This window comes from Micromonospora sp. AP08 (genome assembly GCF_008085935.1).
Classification (GTDB): domain Bacteria; phylum Actinomycetota; class Actinomycetes; order Mycobacteriales; family Micromonosporaceae; genus Micromonospora; species Micromonospora chersina.
On sequence record NZ_VSEZ01000001.1, the window covers coordinates 81,198 to 104,612 of the forward strand.

Genomic DNA, 23,415 nt, shown 5'->3' on the forward strand with positions numbered 1-23,415 from the left:
GGGCAGCAGCAGCGGTGGGATCTCGGCCCACAAATCGTCCGAGACGATCCACCGCGGCCGCTTATCCTTGTCACATTCCGGGAGAACCGTCCTCCAGTCTCCCGGATGTCACCAGACCCCAAAGTCAGACGCGCCGACCAGAGTTGCGGTAGCGCTCGACCTCCGACCACACCGAGGACATCCCAGCGAGGCAGCGGTCGAACACCTGGGCGTGCTCCAGATAGGCGACGCGGTCCGGTCCCGGGTGCACGCACAGGTCGTTCTCGTCGTTGACGGTCCACGGCGGCACGTCGTGGCCGAGGGCGCCGGGCAGCAGGGAGGCGACGCCCCGGGCGCCGAGTTCGCTGGTGAGCTGCCGCCGGACCGGGCGGCCGAGCACGTCGGCGAAGATCTGCGCCCACACTGTCGACCGGGCGCCGCCACCGGCCAGTCGCCAGGGCCGGTCACCGACGTCCGCGCCGCTGGCCAGCACCCGGTCGAGCTGCACCCGGTGGTACTGGGCGACGCCTTCGATGACCGCCCGGGTGAGGTGGCCGCGGCGGTGGTTGCTGGAGATGCCGAGGAAGGTGCCGGACGCCGATGGGTGTTCGGGTGAGCCGTTGACGAAGGGCAGGAACAGCAGGCCGTCGGCGCCGGGCGGCACCGCAGCGGCCTCCTGCAGCAGTTCCGGCGCGGCGACGCCGCCCGTCTGCTGGTGGGGCACCCCGGCGCAGGCGAGCCACTCGAGGTTGGCCGCCGACGTGGGGGCCACCTCCATGGCCAGCATCGTGGCCGGATCGGGCATGAACGCGCTGAGTGTGACCTCCGGGGCAGGGGTGCGCGCGGGCACCACCACCCCGTTGATCGCCCAGGTGCCGACGATGATCGTCCCGTCCCCGAGCTCCCGTCCCCCGGCGCCGAGTGTGGCGGCCACGCAGTCCATGCATCCGGCGATGACCGGCAGACCTTCGGGCAGCCCCGTGCGGGCCGCGGTTGCGGCGCTCAGTCCGCCGACCACCTCGTCGGACCTGCGCAGCGGCGGGAACCGGTCCAGGTCGGAGGCGGGCAGCCCGACCAGTTCGAGCGCCGTCGGCGTGTACGCGCGGGTGTCGAGCCCGACCAGGCCGAACGCGCTGGCGTCGCTGTAGTCCGCGCTCGCCATACCAGTGAGCTGCGCGGTGACCCAGTCTTTGCAGGACAGCACCCAGCGGGTGGCGGCGTACGTCGCCGGCTCGGCGTCCCGCAGCCAGCGCAGCAGGACGGCGGGCTGGGCGGCCCACGGGATCGAGCCCGTCTCCAGGGCCAGCCGGCGGGCCCCCTCCGGCGGGATCTCCTGGACGATGTGCTGTGCCCGGCTGTCCGACGAGGCGATGGCCGGCCCGATCGGGCGCAGGGACCCGTCGACCGGGTAGATGCCGTTGCCGTGTGCGGCCACGCCGATGCCCGCCGGGGCGTACCCCTCGGCGGCCAGTTTGCCGCCGACCTCCGCCAGCAGCGACAGCACCGTGTCCGCCAGCACGGTCATGTCGACGTCGTGGCGGTGGGCGGTGACGCTGGTACGCGGAGTCCGCGCGTGCACGACGGCCAGCTCATTGCCCACGACGTCGAAGGCGGCCACCTTGGTGGCGGTGAGGCCGACGTCGACCCCGAGGTAGCAGGTGTGCGGAATCGTCACGACGTCCTCCTGTCGTTCGTTCCGGTCGCCGGGGCGAGGTCCAGGCCGCGCGGGCGGAAGCGCCGCAGCTCGGCCCGGTAGGCGGCCACCTCCGCCTCGGCCCGTTCGGTGTCCCAGCCGAGCTGCCGTACGGCGACGTCCGCGCAGGTCACGGCCGTCGACACCGCCATGTCCGGGCCGAGGCCGACCAGCGTACGGCGCAGCAGCACGTCGGCCAAGGTCACGGCTCGCTCCTCGCGGAAGGCCATGACCACCTCGGCGGCGACGGCCCCGGTCCGCTCGTCGACGACTTCGGCCAGCGCCGGGTCGGATTGGGCGAGTTCGAGCACCCGGCGGGCGCGGACGCCGTAGATGTCCAGGAGCCGGGCGGACTGCGCCGGGGTGAACGGGACGGCCGAGCGCGGGAAGTCCGCCCGGAAGGCGTACCAGTCCGGGGTGTCGGCGCCGGGCAGCGGCCGGGTACGGGTGGTGCATCGTTGCCGCGGCCGGCCGAGCACCTTCAGCACCTCGTCGGTGGCGTCCTCGGCGAGGGCGCGGTGGGTGGTCAGCTTGCCGCCGATTATCGTGAGCAGCCCCTCGTACGCGGGTGCGTGAGTGAGCACCGTGTGCCCACGACTGATCTTGGCGTTGTCCGCCACGCCGGCCGTGTACGGCAGCGGACGGATTCCGGCGACGCTGTACAGCACGTCGTCCGGGGTGAGGCCGGCCTGGGGGAACAACCGGTTGGCCTCGGTGAGCAGGTAGTCGATCTCGGCGTCGCTGGCCACGACCTCGTCCAGGTCCCCCTCGTAGGTGAGGTCGGTGCTGCCGAGGACGTACCGGCCCTCCCACGGGAAGATGAAGATTGGTCGCTGGTCGGCGGCGGCCTCGAAGAAGATGCAGGTGTCCGGGGCGCCCGGGAACGGGTCGATGATGATGTGGCTGCCCTTGGTGCCGCCGTTGAGGCGCCCGCTCTCGACCTGGCCGTCGAGGATCCGGTCGATCCACGGCCCGGCCGCGTTGATCGTGAGGCGCCCCCGGATCTCCCCTTCCCGCCCCGACTGGTTGTCCCGGGTCCGGACCCCGTGCACACGTCCGTCCGTCACGAGCAGACCGGTCACCGTCGTGTAGGTCAGCACCCGTGCGCCCAGCCGCTCGGCGTCGATCAGCAGCTCGACGCAGAGCCGCTCGGCCCACGGCACCTGGGCGTCGTTGAACAGCACCCCGCCGCGCAGGCCACGGCGGGAGAGGTGCGGCCAGCGCCGGGCGATCGCCCGGGCGGACAGGCCCCGGCTGCGTCCGCGCCCGCGGCCAGCGGCCAGGACGTCGAACGCGGCCAGGCCGAGGCGGATCAGCGGTCCCGGCCGGCTGTCCCCGGCGTAGAACGGGATCAGCATCGGGTAGTCGTGCACCAGGTGCGGCGCGGTGCGGAACAGCAGGTGCCGCTCCCGGATCGACTCGTGCACCAGGGTGAAGTCGTAGCGCTCGAGGTACTTCAGGCCGCCGTGGATCAGCCGGCTGGAGGTGGCGGTGGTGCCGGCGCCGACGTCCCCGCGGTCGACCACGACGACGCTCAGGCCCCGGCCGGCGGCGTCTCGGGCGATGGCGAGGCCGTTGATGCCGGCACCGATGATCACGAGATCGACGAGGTCATCGGCGCCGGTCTGTGGGTGTGACATGAGGAGCTCCCGGAGATGCGGGGTGCGGGCCGGGTGGCCGGCCCGCACCCCTGGCGATGATCAGGACGCGGAACCGGCCGACCGCTCCCGGAACAGCTCGTAGGCGTCCTCGGGCTTGGCGTCGTCGTGCACCACGGCGCGGACCGCGGCCAGCATCGCGGCCGGGTACTCGCTCTGGAAGATGTTCCGGCCCATGTCGACGCCCGCGGCGCCCTCCTGCATCGCCCGGTACGCCATGGTCAGCGCGTCGAGCTCGGGCAGCTTCTTACCGCCGGCCACGATGATCGGCACCGGGCAGCTGGCGGTCACCGTCTCGAAGCCCTCGTTGACGTAGTACGTCTTGACGATGTGGGCGCCCATCTCCGCGCTGATCCGCGTGGCCAGGCGGAAGTAGCGCGCGTCGCGGACCATGTCCTTGCCCACGGCGGTCACCCCCAGCACGGCGATGCCGTGCCGCTGCCCGGCGTCCACCAGCGTGGCGAGGTTCGCCACCGACCGGGACTCGTGCTCGCCGCCGATGAACACCTGGATCGCCAGCGCCGCGGCGTTGAGCCGGACCGCGTCCTCGATGTCCAGGGCGATGTGCTCGTCCGAGAGGTCCTTCAGCACGCTCGGCCCGCCGCTGGCCCGCAGCACGATCCCCGCGCTGCTGTGCGGCGGGATGCTGGTGCGCAGCGCGCCGCGGGTCATCATGATCGCGTCGGCGTCCGGCACGAGCGGGGCGATGTTGGTGTCGATCCGCTCCAGGCCGGCCATCGGCCCGAGGAAGTAGCCGTGGTCGAAGGCCAGCATCACCGTACGGCCGTTGTCGGGTCGGAAGATCCGGGACAGCCGATTCTGCAGGCCCCAGTCCTGGGCGTGGGCTCCCTTGACGTGGAAGCCCGCGGTGGTGGCGGCGGCCCCGCCGAAATCGCGGGCGTCGAGCAGACCGTCGGTGTCAGCCATTGGTGTTCTCTCCTGTGTCAGTTCCAGCGGTGGTCGCGGCCGCGGGTCGCAGCCGTCGACGGGGTCGAATGGTCGCGCCGGCGTTGCGCAGCGTTCCGCCGCCGGCGAGGAAGAGGACGAACAGCACCAGGCCGCCCTTGAGCAGGTTCTGCGCGGCGGTGCTCCAGCCCACGAGGTTCACGAGGCCGTCGAGCAGGATGAAGAAGAGCGCACTGCCCCAGATGCCGACCGGCACGGCCCGACCGCCCGAGATGAGCGTGCCGCCGATGACGACGACGGCGACCGAGTCGAGCAGGTAGCGCGTGCCCAGGTCGGGCGACGGCGCGATGTAGGCGGCGAGCAGCGCGCCCGCCAGCCCGGCCAGGGCGCCACTGGCCAGGTAGGTGACGGCGAGGATCCGGCTGACCGGGATGCCCGCCCGTTCGGCGGCCGGCCGGCTCTGCCCGACCGCGAGCAGCGAGCGACCGTAGGTGGTGCGGCGGAGCAGGGCCACGACCAGCGCGGTGAGCGCGGCCACCGCGACGGCGAGCACGGGTACGCCGGCCGGCCGCAGGTTGAGCAGCCCACGCAGCCCGTCGTCGGGCACCGCGGTGAAGCCGTCGGCCAGCGACAGGGTCAGCGACGAGGCGATCAGCCCGGCGGCCAGGGTGGCGATGATCGGCGGGACGGACAGCCCGAGGATCGCCACCACGCTGACCAGGGCCACGGCCAGCCCGGTCCCGATGCCGGCCAGGATGCCGACCGGCACCGATCCGGTCGTCGCGGTCACCTGCACCGCGACGAACCCGGCCAGGGAGATGACCGGCGCCACCGACACGTCGATGTTGCCCGCCCCGGCGGTGATCACCAGCATCTGGCCCAGACCGACGATGACCAGGTACGGGGCCAGGGACAGCGCGAGCGAGACGGTCTGCCCGCCGCCCTGGCTGGAGATGGCCAGGATGGTGACCCAGACCAGCGCGGCGGCGACGAAGCCCCAGATCCAGGGGCGGGCGAGCGTACGGAGGGTCATCGGAACACCTTTCCGACCACGACGCGACCGGCGAGCACGGCCAGCACGATCACGCCCTGCACGGCCGACTGCATGTTCGACGGCACGTCGAGCAGGCTGAGGACGACACTGACCAGGCCGAGGGTGATGCCGCCGATGGCGACGCCCCACGGGACGGCGGTGCCGCCGGCGAAGGACCCACCGCCGAGGATCACCGCGGCGACCGTGATCAGCGTGTAGCTGGTGGCGGACGAGACGTCGCCACCACCCGTCTGCGAGGCGAGCACGAGGCCGGAGAGCACGCCGAGCGCACCGGCCACGGCGTACGCGATCACCCGGGCGGCCAGCGGTCGCAGGCCGGCCCGTTGCAGCGCGACCGCGTTGCTGCCCAACGCGCGGACCCGCACCCCGACGGAGCTGCGGGCCGACAGCAGCCAGACCAGCGCCGCGACGACGAGGATCGGCAGCAGCGGGGCCGGGAAGCCGCCCGGCTGCCAGGAGCCGAAGGCGGCCAGCCATTCGGGTGTGCTGCCGCCCGGGGTGGGCAGGACGAACAGTCCCAGACCCAGCCAGACGAAGGAGGCGCCGAGGGTGGCGATCAGCGAAGGCACCCGGCGCAGGTGGATCAGCGCGCCGAGCACCGCGTACGCCGCCACGAGACCGAGCAGCAGCAGCGCGCCGGTGCCGGGGGAGGAGACCAGCTTCGTGGCGGTGATGACGGTGACCAGGCCAACGAAGTTGCCGATGCCGAGGTCGATGTCGCCCACGGCCATGAGCACCATCTGGGCCTGGGCCGCGATGACCAGCGGCACGGTGGCCGAGAGGATCAGCGCGAGACCGGGCACGGTCAGCACGTCGGACTGCAGCGACGCGCAGACCGCGATCATGGCCACCATGGCGACCGCGCTGACCATGGCGGGCCCGGTGCGGCGCAGCAGGGCCCGCGACGGCATGGCCGTCGCGACGAGGTTCGTCATCGCTGTGCTCCCGTCGACTCGGATTCGGTGAAGGAGACGGCGATGATCCGTTCCTCGGAGATCTCCGCGCCGGTCAGTTCGGCAACGACCCGGCCGGCCCGCAGCACGTAGACCCGGTCGCAGTGCGCCATCTCGGCGTTCTCGCTCGAGTACCAGACCACGCTGCGGCCGCTCGCCGCCTCCTGCCGGATGAGCGTGTAGAGGTCGGTCTTGGTGTGCACGTCGACCCCGCGGAACGGGTCGTCGAGCAGGACCAGGTCGGCCGTGGAGGCGAACGCCCGGGCCACGATGACCTTCTGCTGGTTGCCGCCGCTGAGCTCGGTCATGCCCGCGTCGGCACCACCGCGGATGGCCAGCCGGTCCACCCACTCGCGGACCGCGGCCTCCTCCGCGTCGCAGCGGCGTACGCCGAACCGGGCCAGGCCGCGCATGGCCGTGACGATGAGGTTCTCCGCCACGGACCACAGCGGCAGCACGCCGGCGCGCTGCCGGTCACCGGGCACGTAGGCGCGGGTGCCCTGGACCGTGGTGTCCCGCCGGACCGGGCGCCACAGCCGTTCGAGCACCTGCTGCTGGCCCTGGCCGGCCAGCCCGGCCAGCCCGACGACCTCGCCCCGGCCGACCGTGATCGACACGTCGTGCAGGCCCCGGCCGGTGGCGTCGCGCAGCTCGGCGACGACCGGCCGCTCGCCGGCCGCGCGGGCGGACGCGGGAGCGGCGGTGGGTTCGACCACCTCCGCGCCCATCAGGACGAGCACGTCACGCTCACTGAGGCCGGCCGCGGGCCGCTCCGCGACGACCGCGCCGTCACGCATCACCGCGACCCGGTCGGCCACCGAGAGCACTTCACGGATCCGGTGCGAGATGAGCAGGACGGCGGTTCCCTGGGCGGCGACCCGGCGGACGTACGTGTAGAGCGAGCGCGCGGCGTCCGGGCCGAGCGACTCGGTCGGCTCGTCCAGGATCAGCAGGTCGAGCCGGTCGACCAGGCTCGCCCGCGCGATCTCCACCATCTGCCGCTGGGCCAGCGACAGGTCCTCGACCCGGTCCCGCGGGGACACCCCGTGGCCCGGGAACATCTCGTCCAGCCGGCGGACGACTGCCGTGCTGGCCGCCCGTCGCCAGCGCACGCGCGGTAGGCAGTGCCGGGACGAGACCCAGATGTTCTCGGCGACGGTGAGGTCCGGGCAGAGCGACGTTTCCTGGTAGGCCATCCGGACGGCGCGGAACGGGTCGGCGCCCGGTGTGACGTCCTTGTGCCCGCCCACGGTGACCGTGCCCTCGTCGCACGGTTCGAGGCCGGCGAGGACGCGCATCAGCGTGCTCTTGCCGGCGCCGTTGTGACCGACGAGGCCGAGCACCTCACCGGCGCGGACGTCGAGGTCCACGCCGGTGAGGGCTCGAGTGCGCCCGTACGTCCTGGTCACCTGCCGCGCGGTGACGACCGGTGGCGCCGGGGACGACTTCCGGTCGCCCTGCGGCGGGGCCGCGTGCGACCCCACCGGCAGGTTGTCGACGTGCATGATGCGCTCCTTGAGTTGCTGTCCGGTCAGCCGGCGGCCGTCGGGATCGGCGGCTGCACCGGGGCGCCGCCGCTCTTGACGGCCTCGACCTGCTTGCGGAAGAGCTCCTGGGTCCACGGCCAGGCGGCGTACTCGTCGGGCTTCAGGACGCCGGCCCACGCGGCGACGTCCTTCTGCTCCACCAGCACGATCGGGAAGGTCATCTCCTTCGGAACGTCCTTGCCGTCGAGCAGGTCGATCGCCTCCCACAGCGCGGCGACCGACTGGCCGGGGTCGGACATGACCGCGACCGAGCCGTTGTCGAGCTTGCTGTCCTGCCAGTACTTCAGCGCGCGGCCGTTGGTCTCGAAGGTGACCGCCGGCACCGGCTTGTTGGCCGTGCTGAAGGCCTGGGCGACGCCGTAACCATCACCGCAGCCGATGACCCCGTCGACCTTCGGCACGCTCGACAGCACGCCGAGCACTGCCTTCTGCGCCTTGGCGCCGTCGCACATCCCGTTGACGGTCGCGGCGACCTTGACGTCCGGGTTCTTGGCCAGGATGTCCTGCGTGGTCTGATACATCTCCGCCTCGGGCTGAGAGCCGACCACGCCCCGGCTGACGATCACGGTGCCCTTGCCGCCGATGCCCTTGACCAGCGGCTCGGCCGCGGCCGTCGCCCAGTCCTTGAAGCTGTTGAGCAGCACGTGGGCGCAGGGGGCGTCGATCGCCGAGTCGAAGACGACGACCTTGATGCCGGCGTCGCAGGCCTGCTGGATGACCGGCTTCAGCGCGGTCGGCGAGGCCGGGTCGATCAGCAGGGCGTCCGGCTTCTGCAGCAGCAGGCTCTTGATCTGGGCGACCTGCTCGGTGGCCGAGTTCTCGCCCGGGGCGTTGACGACCTTGAACTTGCTGATCAGCCCGTCGTTCTGTGCCTTGGTGGCGGCGGCCTCGAACTTGGCGATCATCGTCTGCCGCCAGCCGTTGCCGATGAAGCCGTTGCTCAGCGCGATGAACGGCTTGTCGCCGCTCTTGGCCTTGCCGCCGCCCGCGCCGGAGCCGCAGCCAGTCGCGGTGACCGCGACGGCCGCGACCAGCGCGGCCACGACCGCGCTGCGCCGTCGTCGGGATGAGGGGTGGGTACGCATGGTGGGGGCCTCCAGGGAGAGCGAAAACCCGCCGGAGCGGGAGTGGACGTGCTCAGTCAGCCGACCGCGCCGGGGGGCTGCGGTGAGGTGCAGTCATTACAGACCTGTAGTGACAGGTCCGCTAGGGCTGGATAACAAACGTGTTCCAAGTCACAGTGACGGCGGTTACGTCTCCGTGTCCTTTCAGCGCACCGGGGGTCATCCGGGCGCAATGCCTGTCATGACAGGCATCGTTCTGCCGTGGCATGCTGTACTCGATCGACGGGGAAGGAAGTCCATGACGATGACCTACCGGCGGCTCACCCGGGACGGGAGCGAGCCGCTGTGGATGCAGCTGATGCGGGAGCTGCGCGGCCAGATCGAGGCCGGCGACATCGCCCCGGACCAGCCGTTGCCGTCCGAGGCGGAGCTGACCGACCTCTACGGCGTCTCCCGCACCGTCGTGCGAGAGGCGCTGCGCGAGCTCGTCCAGCAACGGATGATCTACAAGGTCAAAGGACGGGGCGCCTTCGTCGCGCCCCGCAAGACCGAGCTGCGCTTCGTCGGCTCCGTGTCCGGCTCCGCCGACGACCTGCGCGAGTCGGGGCGCCGGGTCACCACGCACACGATCGGTCAGGCCCTGGGCCCGGCGGACCAGCGCGAGGCCGAACTCCTGCAGATCCCGCTGGGCGAGCCGGTCGTACGGATGCGCCGACTCCGACGCGTCGACGGTCAGCCCTGGCTGCTCGTCGACACGGCCCTGCCGGCCCGGCTGGTGCCCGGCCTGGAACGCGCGGTGCTCGAGAACCAGTCGCTGTACGACGTACTGCGCCGCCGGTACGGATTGGAACCGGTCGGGGCCGACCGTTGGATCGAAGCCGTCTTCCCCGATCCCGAGGACGCCGCCCTGCTCGAGATCACGACCTCAACGCCGCTGCTCGGCATTGAGTCCGTCGCCTGGCTGCCGGACGGCACCCGTTTTGAGGCCTACCACGCGTTGCACCGCAGCGACCAGACTCGCTTCTTCGTGGGAATCCGCTGAGCTGACGGTACGCCGTTCGGGGCTGCTCTGGCCCTGCAGGTGAGTGCAGGTCGGGTGCAGCCCGACGAGGTGGGTAGTCGTGCTCGACACGCCAGCCAGCTCCCCGGCGCCGGGAATGCCTGCTTGGTGACCTCTTCAGAAAGACCAAAGGGGTCAACCCCGGGCAAATTTAGGTCGCATGTCGGTGAGTGTGAGAAGCCTGCAGAAGGAGCAGGGCCGACAGCGAGGACATGGCGAAAATCCCAGCGTATCGACCCCAACCGACGTCGTAACGCAAGCCGTCGAGATGCAGGACCTGTAACCGGTCGCGGACGATGTCACCAATGTGGCCGCCTGAAATGGTGCTCCAGCCGCCGGCGCCGATCGTATCGGCGCGGGGGATCTCGATCCATGCCCAGAGCACGAGCACGACGCCAAGGAGGGAGAGTGCCGGGGATGCCCATCGTAGGGAGGTCAGCGCCGGCGGCAGGTGACGATCGATGCGGGTGAGCAGCATCGAGGCTGCGGCTGATGTCGCGTTGAGCACTAGGGCGGTGCTCCAGGCGGTGGATGCGGCCCAAGCCGATGCGCTGTTGGTCTCGTAGCTGCTCAGCCCTGTTCGTGGAAGCGACCCATCCTGACTGAAACCAAGGAAGAAAGCCGCTTACCAGGACGGCCAAGGCGGCGCCCGCGGTGATCAGCCAACGCCGATGCGACCGAGCGTGCGACGTGCGTGGGATGAGGTCGTCAGCTGTCATCGTCGTCAGTGTCCGGGAGAGCCTGCTGCCACCACATGCGAAGGAGGTACTTCTCGACGGCTCCGTACCGGGCCTGCAGCTCGCTGTCCGCCCGGCCTGCTCGCGGACCCATGGCGTGCACGACTTCGCGGTATGCCAACTCGGCTCGCTCGCGTCCTTGGTGGTAGACAGCGATGCGGTACCGACCTGGGCCCTCAGGTGGATCGATGCCATCGATGGAGGCGCTCATCCCGTCGCCGAGCACCAGCAGGCCCGTCGGGCAATCGAGATCTACGGCCGCTGCACTGGTCCAGCCAGTATCGACGCCTTCATCAGCGGGTGGCCCGGTCCACGTCTCCACCCGCACCTGTGTAGCGAGCAGATTCTGCACTGTGTGCAGGTGCAGGGCATAACCGTTACCTGCTGCAACGTGGCGCGCGGCGTGCTCGATTGCCGACGTGTCCCCAACGGCGGCGTCACAGTCGATGTCTCGCAAGATGACGATGCGATGGTCCGGGCGCAAGGTCAGCTCGTATGACGCGTACGGGCTCGGCATAAGTATTTCGTCCTGGCATAGGGGGCACCGCTGGCCACCAAGGTAGCCGACGGTGCTCAGCGCGATGGCCAGCTGCTCGAGGCGCGGATCGTCGGCCGGTGGCATGTAAATGGCGGGACAACTGTCGTACCGCCCCTAGAGAATCCCGAGGTGACGCTCTCAGCCCTCCTTAGCCGTGCCCGCCCACCGTCGCCGCTGGCTGGCCGCCTGTCCGTGCAGTCGCTGCTCTTCGCGCTCGGCCAAGGCACGTTCATGACCGGATCCGCGGTGTTCTTCACCAAGATCGTCGGGCTGTCCGCTGCTGAGGTCGGTCTCGGCCTGACGTTCGCCGGCATCGCCGCCTTCCTTGCCGCCGTACCGATGGGCAAGCTGGTCGACCGCTACGGGCCGAAGAAGATGTGGGCGGTCAGCGCCGCCGGGCAGGCGGCGATGTTCGCCGTCTGGCCGTTCATCACTGATTTCGAGGGCTACGTCACCATGGCCGTCTGCATGGAGGTGATCGGTGCGCTCGGCGGCGCCGCGTTCGGGGCATACACGATCGATGTGCTGCCACCAGACGAGCGGGTGAAGTCACGCGCTTACATGTACTCCGCGCTCAACCTCGGCTTCACCCTCGGCTCCGTCATGGGCGGAATCGCGCTCGCATTCCACTCCAACGACGTGCTGCACGCACTGCCCTGGTTCACCGCCGCGGTCTTCCTGGTCAACTCGGCCGCGGTCACGCGGCTGCCGCGGGCTTCGCACGATGAACGCAGCCGAGAGGACCGCAAGGTGCGCATACCCGGGCCGGGTCCGCTGCGTAACCCCGGTTGGCTGCTCACCACGTTCTTCGGTGGGGTGTTCTGGACGAACCAGGTGTTGCTGAACGTCGTCATTCCGCTCTGGCTGGTCGAGCAGACCGACGCTCCGCGGGTGGTGCTGGCTTTCCTGTTCGCCACGAACACGGTGATGTGCATTTTCCTGCCGATGGTCACCTCCCGCGGCGTCAGGGACTTGCCGACCGCGCTCAAGGCGATTCGGCTGTCCTCAACCTTCTTCGTCCTCTCCTGCCTCATCACGCTCGCGACGCACGACACCGTCGGCTGGGTGACGATCTTTCTGGTCTGGCTGGGCCACGTCACTGTGACGGGCGCTGAGCTCTACCTCTCGGCGGCGAGCTGGTCCTTCGAAGCCGAGCTGATGGACCCGCGCCAGCGCGGCGCCTACCAGGGCGCGGCCGAGCTGAGCGGCACACTGGGCAAGGTTTGGGCGCCGGCGGTGTACACGTTCCTCGCGTTGAACTGGGGCGCTGCCGGCTGGCTGGTGATCGCCGGCATCATCCTGGTGGCCACGATCGCCATCCATCCGTCGACTCGCCTGGCTCGACGATTCCTCGAGCGGCACGTCCCCGCAGAAGTGCTGGCCGACGCCCGAGCCTCCAGCAGCGATGCCGAGGAAGGGACTGGTACACCGTCGCTCCGCCAGGCCGACGTGTCGCTGCCGGAGTCAGCGGGTAGCCGCTAGGCACAACACCCGCAAAGTGACGGTTCACCTGTGATCGGACTTCGCGGCGCCGCGGTCGGACGCCAGCAACGCGAAGTCCCCCGCCCCCATCTTCGTCAAGAGCTTCGCGGCGACGACGTAGGCAGAGACATACGCAAGCAGTAGGTCGCGACGAGAGAGCCCTGAGTGCCACGATGGAGTGCGTCAGCAGCCGTCAACAGGCCGGGAAGGTCCGAAGTGACCTCCTCGTACCGGGCTGCCTGGTACATGCGGTGCGCATCGGCAACCGGACCTCGCACGCCTTCAGGTCGAAGTGAGCGCCCGGTTCCATCCCTAACAAGTGGTCGTAGCGCGAGAAGTACTGGCGCACCGCTTCCTTCGCCATGTCCAGCAGGACCGACAGACGGCCGACCGATCGTGCGCTGCGCTCCACCTGGGAGAGCCACGACTCCGACCGTCCGATCAAGCCAGCGAGCGCCGCTTGGCTCAGTCCTCGTCGACGCCGATAGGCCGCAATGCGTTCGCCGATTGATCCGGACGCCATGGCAGCATTTGCTCACACATTCGGCGGGAGTTGATAAAAGACCCGGTCGCGGGGTAGTCCGGGTAGGTGTGGTGACGGCGGCGCGGCCGTCACCACCGTTTCTGTCCAGATGAATTAGGGATGATTGATTCATGACCGTACGTGACGTGAGAATCGACGAGTCCCTTTCCGGCGTACGGGTCCTGGTCACGGGGGCGACCGGCGGCCTTGGCCGCTCGATGGCCGAGGCGCTGGCCGACAGCGGCGCGCGGGTGGTCATCACCGGCCGCGATGAGGGCCGCACCGCCCAGGTCGCCGAGCAGATCGACGCCGATCGCGGGCGGGTCGGTGGCGTCGCCATGGACGTCCGGGATGAGCGCTCGGTGGCCGACGGTGTCCGTCGGACGGTCGACCGCCTGGGCGGACTCGATGTACTGGTCAACAACGCGGGGATCGGCATGCGGACCGTGAACCCGGAATTCTTCACCGAACCTCGGGGCTTCTGGGAGGTCACACCCGACGGTTTCCGGGACGTGATCGACACGAACCTCACCGGCTACTTCCTGGTCGCCCGCGCGGTCGTACCGACCTTCTTCGCCGCCGGCGGCGGACGCATCGTGAACATCTCGCTCAACGAGGAGACCATGATCCGTAGAGGTTTCGTGCCCTACGGCCCGTCACGAGCGGGGTCCGAGGCGCTGTCCCGCATCATGGCCGCCGATCTGCGTGAGCACTCGGTATGGGTCAACGTGCTCCTGCCCGGCGGGGCCACCCGTACCGGCATGATCCCTGACGGGATGCCCCAGGCGGTTCGCGAGCAGCTGCTTGATCCCGCTGTCATGGCCGCGCCGATCCGCTGGCTGTGCTCGCCGGCCGCCGACGGTGTCACCGACGAACGCATCGTGGCCCGCGACTTCGACGCGTGGCTGAATACCCCGACCGATCCGTCCCGGGTCCGGTGACGCGCCGGTGACGCGAAGGCCAGGTCGGTGACGCGAACGCCAGGTCAGGGTCCGGGCACTACTCGGCGGAGTGTCACGCACCAATTGAAGCCACGACGTAAGCATCTGTGAGGCTCGCGGTGGTGGTCCTGGGTGGGCTGCTGCCAGGATCGGTGCCGGTGGTCAAGGCTCACTCCTAACAGAATCGGTGGACGCCGTCATCGGCGTGGACACTCACACCGACACGCACACCGCCTGCCTGCTCGACGGCGCTGGCCGGGAGATCGCGACCGTCACCGTCGAGGCGAACCCGGACGGTTATAGCAAGCTGATCGCCTGGTGCGCCCAGCAGGCGCCGGGCCCCCGGTTGACCTGGGCGGTGGAAGGCTGCCGCTCGCACGGGGCCGCCTGCTGCGGGCGCTGCTGGCTGCAGGACAGCAGGTCGTCGAAGCCGGTCGGCCGCAACGCGTGGGGCGTCGGCCAGGCGGCAAGTCTGATCCGTCCGATGCCCGTCTCGGCCGCCCGCACCGCCCTAGCTGCGGAGCATCACGCCCAGCCGCGCAGCGACGGCGACCGGGAAGCGTTACGCATCCTGCTCGTGGCTCGCGAACACGCCAACGCGACCCGCACCGCCGCGATCAACGTGTTCAAGGCACTGCTGTTGACCGCACCCGACCAGATCCGCGAGCCGCTACGCCGACAGTCCACGCCGCGGCAGACAGCCGCCTGCGCCCTGCTGCACGTCCACGCTTGCCACACCCCCGCTGAGCGGGTCCTGCGGCAGACCCTACGCAGCCTGGCCCAACGCATTCGTCAGCTGGACAGCGACCGCTTCCCGGCCGCTGAGACCTACTAACCAAGATCGCCGGAAACACCGTTAGCGAGACAGCCCCGACGGGCCGGGTTCCGCCGTCACTGGGCGAGGAAGGCGGCCAGACCGTCGAGGACGCGCGCGATGTCGGTGTCGTCGCTGTAGGGAGCCAGGCCGAGCCGGAGCGCGTGCTCGTCGTCCAAGCCGAGGCGGTGGAACGGCTCGTGTGCGTAGAAGGATCCGGCGGGGGCGAGCACGTTACGGCCCAGGAGGAACTGGTACGCGTCCCAGGTCTTGCGGCCGGGCAGGGTGACCAGCAGCGTCGGGGTGCGGTCGGCAGCACGGGAGTGGACCACGACGTCGGCGCCCAGTGCCGCGAGTCCGTCTTCGAGTAGGCGACGGAGGCGCATCTCGTGCTCGTCAACGGCATGCAGGGAGGCCTGCAGCCGTTCCCGCCGTGAGGAATTGCCGTTCGTGCTTCCGACGGCCGCGGGGGTGATGTCTGCGAGGAAGTCGACGGCGGCGGTGGCGCCGGCGAGGGTCTCGTAGGGGAGGGTGCCGAGCTCGAAGCGTTCGGGGACGGCGTTGGTGGAGGGGACCAGCTTGTCCGGATGCAGGGTCTCGAGTAGGTCGGGGGAGGCGGCCAGGACGCCGCAGTGCGGGCCGAGGAACTTGTACGGGGAGCAGACGTACAGGTCCGCACCGAGGGCGGGGACGTCGACGAACTGGTGCGCGGTGTAGTGCACGCCGTCGACGTAGACCAGCGCGCCGACGGCGTGTGCAGCGTCGGCGATCGCCCGCACCGCGGGCTTGGTGCCGAGAAGGTTCGACGCGGCGGTGACGGCGACCAGCCGCGTCCGTTCGGTGATGGCGGTCTCGACGGAGGTGGGATCGATCTCGGCGGTGGTGGGATCGATGTCGATCCACCGCACGACCGTGCCGGCGTTCTCGGCGGCGATCACCCAGGGCCGGACGTTGGCGTCGTGGTCGAGCTTGGTCACGACGACTTCGTCACCCGGGCGCCACTGCTTGGCGATCACCCGGGAGAAGTCGAAGGTCAGTTGCGTGGCGCTGCGGCCGTGGACGATCCCGCGGGCGGGAACGCCGAGCAGGTCGGCGTAGGCCTGCCGGAACGCGGTGACCGCGGCGTCGGCGTTGGCCTCCGACACCGAGCCCGTGCCACGGTTGGACAGCGGGCTGGTGATCGTGGCGGCGATCGCGTCGGCGACCGGCCGCGGCGTCTGTGTGCCGCCCGGACCGTCGAAGTGCGCGATGCCCGAGGCCAGGGACGGGAACTGCGCCCTCAGCGCAGCGATGTCGAATTCGGTCGACGCTCTGGTGGCCGATTCAATGGAGGTCATCGTCAGTCTCCTGCGGTCGAGCCACATCGTGGCGGTCGGGGGCAGCGCCTGAAGCAAGACGTGTGGTCAGCTGCTGGGCACCAATCTCCGGGCCGCTGCACTCCGCGCATCGGCGCATGCAATATAATGCACATCATCGTCACGTGCAATATGCTGCATGCCGGGCTCCTGGTGGACGAGTCGCATGCCCACCGAACTGAGTGCGGAGGTGCCGATGGAGACCAAGGCCAGCTGGAGCGACCCGTTCATCGAACGGGTCGGCCAGGAGGTACGCCGGCGCCGTCAGGAGGGCGGCATGACGATGCAGCAACTGGCCGACGCCTCCGGGGTGAGCGTGCGGATGCTCAGCCACATCGAGCTCGGCGAGGCCAACCCCAGCCTGGTCACCGTCGCCAAGGTCGCCCACGCCCTCGGCACCGACTTCGCATCCCTGGCCCGCGAGACCCGGCCCGGCTCACTGGTCGTCAACGCCCCTGGCACCGCCACTGGCATCTGGTCCTCGGCTGCCGGAAGTCACGCGGTGCTGTCCACCGCGAGCACAGTGCGCCCCTCGGCAGCCTTGTGGGACTGGATTCTCGTCCCCGGGGACTCCTACCAGGCCGAGCCGGACCCGCACGGCAGCGAAGAGCTGTTCCTGGTCCTCAGCGGCGTGCTCACCCTGATCGCCGACGGCCACGACGACACGGTTCTCGACACGGGGGCATCAGCGCGGCTCGCCACCGACCGGGACTACGGCTACCGCAACGACGGCAGCGAACCTGTCAGGTTCATCCGCGTCACCCACGTCGCCACCTGACCGGCATCGCCGAGCAGGCCGGGATCGAGATCGTTCGCGTCAGCACCGGAGGCATTGGTGGTGCACGGCGATGGGAGTGGTGCGGCCGTAGCGGGTGACGGTGACCGGTGTGGCGGGCACGGTGGGCGGCCAGGTCTGCGGGCGTGCCGATCCGGGTACCGTAGACTCTTGCGCCACAGTCGGGTCAGGACCGGCAGCGCGACCGGCCGGTCCGGAAACGGCAGGGCAACTATGACCGCTGCGACGACGAAGGTGTTGCCGCGCGACAGTTTCTGGTTGCCTTTGGCCACCGTCGACGAGCCGTCGTAGCCCCAGTACGCCGCATAGACTTTCCGGCCGCAGCGGCGGAACATGGTGTCGTCGACGGCCACCAGCAGTGGTACCCCGATCGGCGCCAGGTGGCCGACGATCGACCGCAACACCGTGAGTCCGAGTCTGTCGGGGTGCCGGCGGGGCGGCGGCGAAAACCGGTGGCGCCCGGCTGTGATGCCACACGCCGCCCAGGCCTGCGCCGGCCAGCATGCCGCACACCGCCGTGCGGTGCGCCGGCCGGGCGATCAACCCGACCAGCAGCGTCACGAACGTGGTGATCGTTGGGGCGGTGAAGCACGGCCGGAACGCCTCCAGCACGCGCCGCAGCGACCCCGGTTGGGTGTGCACCTGCAGCATCGGCGGTAACTCTCTTCAACTGGGTTCAAGGCAACCGCCGACGTGCTTCATTGCGCCGGCGAGATCACCCGACACGCCGACCGTATGCAGTATTGATCAAACGCACGACCGCAGATCGCCCTGAGAAGCCGATGAGCGTCCGTTCTCATCGGCGACGGTTGGGGACGGGCATTGGCGTTATCACCTGCGTGGTAGGCGGCGTGCACCTGGACCTTCGCGACCCAGCACATCGCGCGGATTGGTCAAATGGCAGGATCGTAGCGACAGGCAGCCGCATCCGATGCACTCGGTGAGGTCGTCGCGCAGTGCTTGCAGGTGCGCGATGCGTGCGTCGAGCTCGGTTCGCCAGTTTGCGGACAGGCGAGCCCAGTCGTCGCGGGTGGGAGTGCGTTCACTCGGTAGTTGGTCCAGGGCGTCTCGGATCATCGCGAGCGAGATGCCAACGTGTTGGGATGCCCGGATGAAGGCGACCCGGCGCAGCATGTCGCGGCTGTACCGGCGCTGGTTGCTCGCCGTTCGGGTGCTGCGGATCAGACCCTGGCGCTCGTAAAAGTGCAGCGCCGAGATCGCGACGCCGCTGCGGTCGGCGACCTGCCCGACGGTGAGTTCATGGAACGTGGTGCGGGGTCTTGGCATGGTTGACCCTAGCGCTTGACCTCAACAGAGGTTGAGGCCAGAGAATCAGCGCCGTCCACAAGTCACGATCAAGGAGCCGTTTATGGCCACCGTTCTCGTCATCGGCGCCACCGGGAAGCAAGGCGGCGCCGTCGCCGAGTTGCTGCTCAATCATGGCCACGACGTCAGGGCCTACGTGCGGTCGCCCGAGTCGCCGTCCGCGCTGGCTTTGTCCACTTCCGGGATCCGGCTGTTCGCCGGCGACCTGGCCGACCCGCAGGCCCTTGCCGGGGCCGCACAGGGCGTTGACGCGATCTTCGGGCTGTCCGTACCGTTCGGATCCGGTGGAAAGGACGAAGAGGTCGCCCAGGGCCGCCGCCTGGTCGATGCCGCAGCGCGCGCAGGCGCGCACCTCGTCTACTCCTCGGTACGCGGCGCCGACCGGCTGGTGAAATCGAATATCGACCATGCCGACAGCAAGCAGCTTGTCGAGGCGTACCTGCGGAACAAGGAGGTCAGTGCGACCGTCCTCGGGCCCGTGTACTTCATGGAGAACGTCTTCAACATCGGGTTCAGCCGCCTTGGCGACGGCGTCCTGGCCAACCCACTGTCCGCCGGCAAGCCGCTGGACCAAGTGACCGTCCGGGACATCGCCGGGCTCGCCGTGCACGCCATCGAGCACCCGGATCGGTTCGTTGGCGAACGGATCGACGTCGTTTCCGACCGGGTAACCGGCGAGCAGGCGGCCAAGATACTCAGCGATGTACTCGGCCGCGAGATCCCGTACCACCAACTGCCGCTGGACCAGGTCCGCCAATGGGCCGGCGACGAAATCACCGACATGTTCCAGCGGTTCGAGGAGAACACTGACTTCCTCGACGTGGACGGGCTGCACGCCAGGTACCCGGACGTGGCCTGGCACAGCTATGCCGATTGGGCCAGGACGGTCGACTGGGACGTCGTCCTACGAAGCCGGACGACGGCGCGGTAACCCGCGATGACAGTACGACGCCGCTCGGGCCTTTGCAGGACCGAGCGGCGGAGTCTTTCGGCCGCCCCATTTCGGCAACACGTGGCCAGTTCCCGGACTTTGCCAGCTGATCGGGCGTCTCCTGCCACACAGCCGTAGCAGCCGGCGCCGGATAGAAACGGCCGCAATCCTCAAGATCAGCTTGCTTGCCATAAGCCCGCACATACGTTCCACAGAAATGCGAAAGTCGAGTCAAGGTAGCTGACCTGACCATCGCACCGTTCGTGGTCCGCGGCACTGCCGCCAGGGGCCGCCCAGCCGAGAGGTGATCACCGGTGGCGGCGTGTACGGTGCGCAGGTGAGCTGGCGTGGCCACGTCGGGGCCGGTGGGCGCGACCCGGACCATGTCCCGGACGCGGTGACTCTACTGTCGGAATCGATCACTGAGGTCGCGGTGACGCGGCTGCGGCACGCCGTCGCCGCGGCCGCCGCCGCGGCCGGGCTCGCTGGTGACGCGTTGGAGGACTTCGTTTTGGCCGTGCACGAGCTGGTCACCAATGTCGTGCGCCACGGTGGCGGCAGCGGAGGGCTCCGCCTGCTGTGCGATGCCGTATCCCTGTCCTGCCAGGTCATCGACCACGGTCCCGGAACAGGGGATGTTCCGATCGCGCTGCCGCGCCCCGGAACCCCGGGCCACCGGGGTCTGTGGCTGGCCCAGCAGCTCACCGACAGCCTGGTCATCGACAGCGGGCCGCTCGGCACGACAGCCACCGTCACAGCCCGCCTCCCCGGCGTACAGCCGAGCGCGACCGGATGAGGTGCGGCGGGTGCTGGCGATGACCGGGATCCTGCCAATGCTCAGCACGCCCGACTCCGGCGACTAGCTAGTGACGCTGACCGTCCCGGCCGGCGAATCGTCTCCGCACAGCCCTGCAGCAACTCGCGCCGGATCCCGCACGACATGTTTGTGGAGCAAGCTGGACGGTGTCTTGGACCCGGACGGCGGCTTAGCGAGGCAGTACGGCCGGGCCCACCGCCCGCCATGTCCACACTTTGATCATCCGTACGGGCGATGGTTTCTGCTGGGGACAATGCCCTGCTGCGGCGGTGCCCTAGATTGCTACCTCTCTGCCCGCCTCAACCGGTGAGAAGGGCATCGACGTCCAGAGGAATCAAAGAATGGTGCAGGACTTCAGCACGCCCCCGCCGGCGGACCAGTCGCCGTCCGCTAATCAGCCCGTCGAAGGTGGACCGTCCCTGGCGCCGGCCGCAATGCGACCGGTCCGCGAATGGATCGTGCTGGCTGCGGGCATCGCGGCCGTCATTGGCTCGTTCATGCCCTGGGCGAAGGTCACCGCGCCGATCTTGGGCAGCATGTCGTTGTCTGGTACGGACGGAACGGACGGCTGGATCGTTGTTGTACTCGGCGTCGTAGTGGCTGCCTACGGCGGGTTGAGTCTGCGGCGCCAGAACGTGCCCGTCGTCGCGCCGATCCTCGCTGGCCTCGCCGCCCTCGCATTGTTCGGAATCGGCGTGTGGAAGATCGTGGATCTGCAGGCGACCGAGGCGCAGATGCGCGAGAGCATGTCCGGTGGGGACGACCCGCTGGGCATCGGCAAGGCAATCAGCGCCGTCACCCAGGTGAGCGTCGGTGCCGGGCTTTGGCTGCTCACGCTCGCTGGACTGGTGGGCGCCGCCGCCACGGCGCTGATCCTGCTCACCCGTTACCGCGCCGCTGTCAGCTGATGTGACAGTTGCAGGTGGCGTCGCCAGCGGCACGCCTGGGTGGCCTGCCAAGTTCAACCCGGGGCCGAGAACCACAGCTCCGGCCCCGGGTTGTTGTGCCAGTGCGAAGGCCGGTGTGCAGCTGTACGCGTTGGTGCTCTTCGAAGCGTCTGCCGTCGTCGGTATTCTGTCTTCCCAGCCGACCGGCTCGAGCCCACATGCGCCCGCGCTCGGTACTCATACCCGGATCCAGTTGCCGCAATTGCGGGACGTGAACATCTCGTCGGAGGACCGGATCGTCACCGTCACCTTCTTCGCCGCGGTGATGAAGTTGTTGGCCCTGATGTTTCCGTTGGCGCCGGTCCTCTCCCAGTAGCAGTCCTCCACCCTGCCGCCGTTGACGTGCGCGATCGTCTGGTAGGTGCCGGGCTTGACCTCCGCGCCGACCTCGTAGCTGCCGTCGGTGAAGCCGGTCTTCGCCTTCTTCCAGTCGGCCAGGAACTGCGGGCAGTCCCGCAGGCGCGTCTCGTTGACGTCGTCCTTGTTCTCGATGAACGCGTCGAGCACGGTGCCGCCCAGCTGCTTCGAGTAGTACGCGGCGTCGCAGGTGTCCCCAGTCAGGAAGTCGTTGTTGCAGCCGCCCTCGTAGCTCTCCAGCGAGGTGTCGCACGGCGTCCACGCCGGTACCGGCTTCGGCGGCGGTGTCGGGCTCAGGCTGACGGAAGGGGTGGGCGACGGCGTCGGGGACGGCGTGGGGCTGGCCGAGGTGGCGGCGGCCGAAGGCGAGCTGGTGGCCCCGACCGCCTGGTGCTGCTGCCCGCCGCCGCAGCCCGCGCCTGCAAGCAGGGCGACGGCCGTAACCGCGATGGCGACGGTTCGTCGGTAGTTCTGTCGGATCATGGGAACATTCCTTAACTGCAGACCTCACTCAGGGCGCCACGGAGGCAAGGTGCTCGGCCACGCGACTGCTCGGGGCGCCCCCGGCTCTGGCTATCAGCCGACAGCCCCGGAGAATCTCCGGGGCTGTCGGCTGTCTTCGCAAGGTCACGCTTGTCTGCCGGCGGCCGGTCAGAGGGTGACGACGGCGTCCTCGGCGAAGGTGAACAGGCCGGCGTCGAACGTGATCGTCTTCAGCTTCGTGCCCTTCGGCACGTCGAAGTAGACGTTCGCCTTCACCGAGTTGCCCGGGTTGATCTCGTCGAGGAAACCCTGCCCGTCGGTGTTGCCGTAGATTCCGGCCTCGCCGTCGGCCTCGTACTCCCGGCCGGTGGCGTCCTGGGCGGTGAGGGTGCCGTCGGCGTGGAAGGTGTGCGCGCTCTTCGTGACGTTCTTGACGGTCACGTTGACCTTGCAGAAGGTGCCCTGCGCCTTGGTGTTCAGGAACTGGCTGCCCACCTGGGAGATCCCACACTTCACGCCGTTGACGGTGAACTCGAAGTCACCGCCGCGCACCTTGTCACCGACGCCAAAGGTCTTCGGCTTGGCCGGGGCCGGCGCCGCGGTCGTCTTCGCCGGCTCCGGCTTGGCCGGCGCGGGGGCCGACGTGCTCGGGGCGGAGGTGCTGGGGCTGGCAGCGGGGATGTCGCTGCTAGCGGACACACCGGTCTTCTTGTCGTCGCCGCTGACCAGGCCGATCACCATCGAGCCGCCGCAGCACAGCACCACGAACGCGCCGACGCCGATGAGGGTGGGGATCAGCCAGGGCCGCTTGCGGGCGGCGGGGGCCGGCGCGCCGGGCGGCGGCGGGAACTGGCCGGGCTGCTGAGGGAACTGCCCGGGCGCCGGCGGCGGAAACTGGCCGGCGGGCACCTGCGGGAACTGAGCGGTGGGCGGCATCGGCTGCTGGCCGGCCAGCGGCTGGTTCTGGGCAGGGTCGTAGGGGGTGGTCATTGAGTGGTGTTCTCCCAGGCTTGATTCGCGCTGCCCCGTTAGTTGAGCGCAATACTTTCCACCCTGGCATATTTTGCCTCAGGCAACGGTCCTCCGGCTGGCCTGACCCACACACCCGGTCAGCTTGAGAAACACCCGATCTTGGTGACCCGGCCGTCAACCGTTGAGCCACCAACTTGTTACGCTCCGGCCACGGCGTCCCAGAACGGGTCGGCCTCACCGCCGAGCAGCAGCGGCACGTCGTACACCGACAGGTCCAGCCGCGGACGCACGAACCACACCCGGTGGCGCCATCGCCGGCAGCGGCTGCGGCTAGGGGTGCGCGACGATGCCCCGGCGCTGCAGCCGGGGTGGGACAGCAGCGGCGGGAATTCCCGGCGTTGGACCATCGCCAACGGGTGGGTCCTTCCCGCGTAGCGCAGGTGACACCTTCGATCGAACCGGCCGAGGAGCAGCGTGCTCGG

Annotated in this window: 23 protein-coding genes; 8 read left to right on the plus strand and 15 right to left on the minus strand. The window is 69.6% G+C overall.

The window, feature by feature from the left end; translation table 11 throughout:
- Positions 1 to 124: 124 nt before the first annotated feature.
- The 7 genes from FXF50_RS00340 to FXF50_RS00370 are packed head-to-tail and all read right to left on the minus strand — an operon-like array spanning position 125 to position 8,875.
- Positions 125 to 1,654 carry an FGGY-family carbohydrate kinase gene (locus tag FXF50_RS00340; protein WP_148425178.1) on the minus strand — a complete coding sequence of 510 codons (1,530 nt, stop codon included), beginning with the start codon at positions 1,652 to 1,654 and terminating at the stop codon, positions 125 to 127.
- Positions 1,651 to 3,312: a glycerol-3-phosphate dehydrogenase/oxidase gene (locus tag FXF50_RS00345; protein WP_148425179.1), complete on the minus strand. Its 1,662-nt coding sequence runs from the start codon at positions 3,310 to 3,312 to the stop codon at positions 1,651 to 1,653. The genes FXF50_RS00340 and FXF50_RS00345 overlap by 4 nt, the downstream gene beginning before the upstream one ends.
- Positions 3,313 to 3,372: 60 nt before the next feature.
- The gene (lsrF, locus tag FXF50_RS00350) at positions 3,373 to 4,257 is read right to left on the minus strand and encodes a 3-hydroxy-5-phosphonooxypentane-2,4-dione thiolase (protein ID WP_148425180.1); all 885 of its coding nucleotides are present in this window, start codon (positions 4,255 to 4,257) and stop codon (positions 3,373 to 3,375) included.
- On the minus strand, positions 4,250 to 5,269 hold the full coding sequence (locus tag FXF50_RS00355) for an ABC transporter permease (RefSeq protein ID WP_148425181.1): 1,020 nt from the start codon (positions 5,267 to 5,269) through the stop codon (positions 4,250 to 4,252). The genes lsrF and FXF50_RS00355 overlap by 8 nt, the downstream gene beginning before the upstream one ends.
- Positions 5,266 to 6,225, minus strand: a complete 960-nt coding sequence (locus FXF50_RS00360; protein ID WP_148425182.1) for an ABC transporter permease — start codon at positions 6,223 to 6,225, stop codon at positions 5,266 to 5,268. The genes FXF50_RS00355 and FXF50_RS00360 overlap by 4 nt, the downstream gene beginning before the upstream one ends.
- Complete coding sequence (locus FXF50_RS00365) at positions 6,222 to 7,748, minus strand: sugar ABC transporter ATP-binding protein (protein WP_148425183.1); 1,527 nt, start codon at positions 7,746 to 7,748, stop codon at positions 6,222 to 6,224. The genes FXF50_RS00360 and FXF50_RS00365 overlap by 4 nt, the downstream gene beginning before the upstream one ends.
- A gap of 26 nt (positions 7,749 to 7,774) precedes the next feature.
- The gene (locus FXF50_RS00370) at positions 7,775 to 8,875 is read right to left on the minus strand and encodes an ABC transporter substrate-binding protein (protein ID WP_148425184.1); all 1,101 of its coding nucleotides are present in this window, start codon (positions 8,873 to 8,875) and stop codon (positions 7,775 to 7,777) included.
- Positions 8,876 to 9,212: 337 nt separating this feature from the next.
- Between FXF50_RS00370 and FXF50_RS00375 the strand changes: the two genes are divergently transcribed.
- Positions 9,213 to 9,896 (plus strand): GntR family transcriptional regulator, encoded by a 684-nt coding sequence (locus FXF50_RS00375; protein ID WP_222865955.1) that lies wholly within the window; start codon positions 9,213 to 9,215, stop codon positions 9,894 to 9,896.
- 169 nt (positions 9,897 to 10,065) lie between these two features.
- Here the strand turns inward: FXF50_RS00375 and FXF50_RS00380 are convergent, their stop codons facing one another.
- Together FXF50_RS00380 and FXF50_RS00385 are read right to left on the minus strand one after the other, a co-directional pair.
- Positions 10,066 to 10,392 (minus strand): hypothetical protein, encoded by a 327-nt coding sequence (locus FXF50_RS00380; protein ID WP_148425186.1) that lies wholly within the window; start codon positions 10,390 to 10,392, stop codon positions 10,066 to 10,068.
- Between the two features lie 230 nt (positions 10,393 to 10,622).
- Positions 10,623 to 11,273, minus strand: a complete 651-nt coding sequence (locus FXF50_RS00385) for a hypothetical protein (RefSeq protein ID WP_148425187.1) — start codon at positions 11,271 to 11,273, stop codon at positions 10,623 to 10,625.
- A gap of 45 nt (positions 11,274 to 11,318) precedes the next feature.
- Between FXF50_RS00385 and FXF50_RS00390 the strand changes: the two genes are divergently transcribed.
- Positions 11,319 to 12,671, plus strand: a complete 1,353-nt coding sequence (locus tag FXF50_RS00390) for an MFS transporter (RefSeq protein ID WP_148425188.1) — start codon at positions 11,319 to 11,321, stop codon at positions 12,669 to 12,671.
- A gap of 193 nt (positions 12,672 to 12,864) precedes the next feature.
- Here the strand turns inward: FXF50_RS00390 and FXF50_RS30185 are convergent, their stop codons facing one another.
- Entirely contained in the window at positions 12,865 to 13,194 is a 330-nt protein-coding gene (locus tag FXF50_RS30185) for a helix-turn-helix domain-containing protein (RefSeq protein ID WP_148425189.1), read from the minus strand.
- A 131-nt stretch (positions 13,195 to 13,325) separates the two neighbouring features.
- Here FXF50_RS30185 and FXF50_RS00400 point away from each other — a divergent pair, with 131 nt between their 5' ends.
- Positions 13,326 to 14,135 carry an SDR family NAD(P)-dependent oxidoreductase gene (locus FXF50_RS00400; RefSeq protein WP_148425190.1) on the plus strand — a complete coding sequence of 270 codons (810 nt, stop codon included), beginning with the start codon at positions 13,326 to 13,328 and terminating at the stop codon, positions 14,133 to 14,135.
- A gap of 187 nt (positions 14,136 to 14,322) precedes the next feature.
- Positions 14,323 to 14,970, plus strand: a complete 648-nt coding sequence (locus FXF50_RS00405; RefSeq protein WP_148425191.1) for an IS110 family transposase — start codon at positions 14,323 to 14,325, stop codon at positions 14,968 to 14,970.
- Positions 14,971 to 15,026: 56 nt separating this feature from the next.
- Here the strand turns inward: FXF50_RS00405 and FXF50_RS00410 are convergent, their stop codons facing one another.
- Complete coding sequence (locus tag FXF50_RS00410; protein WP_148425192.1) at positions 15,027 to 16,286, minus strand: cysteine desulfurase-like protein; 1,260 nt, start codon at positions 16,284 to 16,286, stop codon at positions 15,027 to 15,029.
- A gap of 184 nt (positions 16,287 to 16,470) precedes the next feature.
- Here FXF50_RS00410 and FXF50_RS00415 point away from each other — a divergent pair, with 184 nt between their 5' ends.
- Positions 16,471 to 17,082: a helix-turn-helix domain-containing protein gene (locus FXF50_RS00415; protein WP_222865956.1), complete on the plus strand. Its 612-nt coding sequence runs from the start codon at positions 16,471 to 16,473 to the stop codon at positions 17,080 to 17,082.
- Here the strand turns inward: FXF50_RS00415 and FXF50_RS00420 are convergent.
- Positions 17,022 to 17,504, minus strand: a complete 483-nt coding sequence (locus tag FXF50_RS00420; protein WP_148425193.1) for a hypothetical protein — start codon at positions 17,502 to 17,504, stop codon at positions 17,022 to 17,024. The two genes, FXF50_RS00415 and FXF50_RS00420, sit on opposite strands and share 61 nt — an antisense overlap.
- 427 nt (positions 17,505 to 17,931) lie before the next feature.
- A complete protein-coding gene (gene soxR, locus FXF50_RS00425) occupies positions 17,932 to 18,387 on the minus strand; it encodes a redox-sensitive transcriptional activator SoxR (protein ID WP_148425194.1) in 456 nt (151 codons plus the stop codon).
- 82 nt (positions 18,388 to 18,469) lie between these two features.
- Here soxR and FXF50_RS00430 point away from each other — a divergent pair, with 82 nt between their 5' ends.
- The 3 genes from FXF50_RS00430 (at position 18,470) to FXF50_RS00440 (ending at position 21,082) form a co-directional block, all read left to right on the plus strand.
- On the plus strand, positions 18,470 to 19,357 hold the full coding sequence (locus tag FXF50_RS00430) for an NmrA/HSCARG family protein (protein WP_148425195.1): 888 nt from the start codon (positions 18,470 to 18,472) through the stop codon (positions 19,355 to 19,357).
- Between the two features lie 337 nt (positions 19,358 to 19,694).
- Positions 19,695 to 20,153 (plus strand): ATP-binding protein, encoded by a 459-nt coding sequence (locus FXF50_RS00435; protein WP_148425196.1) that lies wholly within the window; start codon positions 19,695 to 19,697, stop codon positions 20,151 to 20,153.
- A 362-nt stretch (positions 20,154 to 20,515) separates the two neighbouring features.
- Positions 20,516 to 21,082, plus strand: a complete 567-nt coding sequence (locus FXF50_RS00440; RefSeq protein ID WP_148425197.1) for a hypothetical protein — start codon at positions 20,516 to 20,518, stop codon at positions 21,080 to 21,082.
- A gap of 216 nt (positions 21,083 to 21,298) precedes the next feature.
- Here the strand turns inward: FXF50_RS00440 and FXF50_RS00445 are convergent, their stop codons facing one another.
- Together FXF50_RS00445 and FXF50_RS00450 are read right to left on the minus strand one after the other, a co-directional pair.
- The gene (locus tag FXF50_RS00445; protein ID WP_148425198.1) at positions 21,299 to 21,961 is read right to left on the minus strand and encodes a hypothetical protein; all 663 of its coding nucleotides are present in this window, start codon (positions 21,959 to 21,961) and stop codon (positions 21,299 to 21,301) included.
- 168 nt (positions 21,962 to 22,129) lie between these two features.
- Positions 22,130 to 22,951, minus strand: coding sequence for a DUF4352 domain-containing protein (locus FXF50_RS00450; RefSeq protein ID WP_148425199.1), 822 nt, complete (start codon positions 22,949 to 22,951; stop codon positions 22,130 to 22,132).
- Positions 22,952 to 23,415 lie beyond the last annotated feature (464 nt).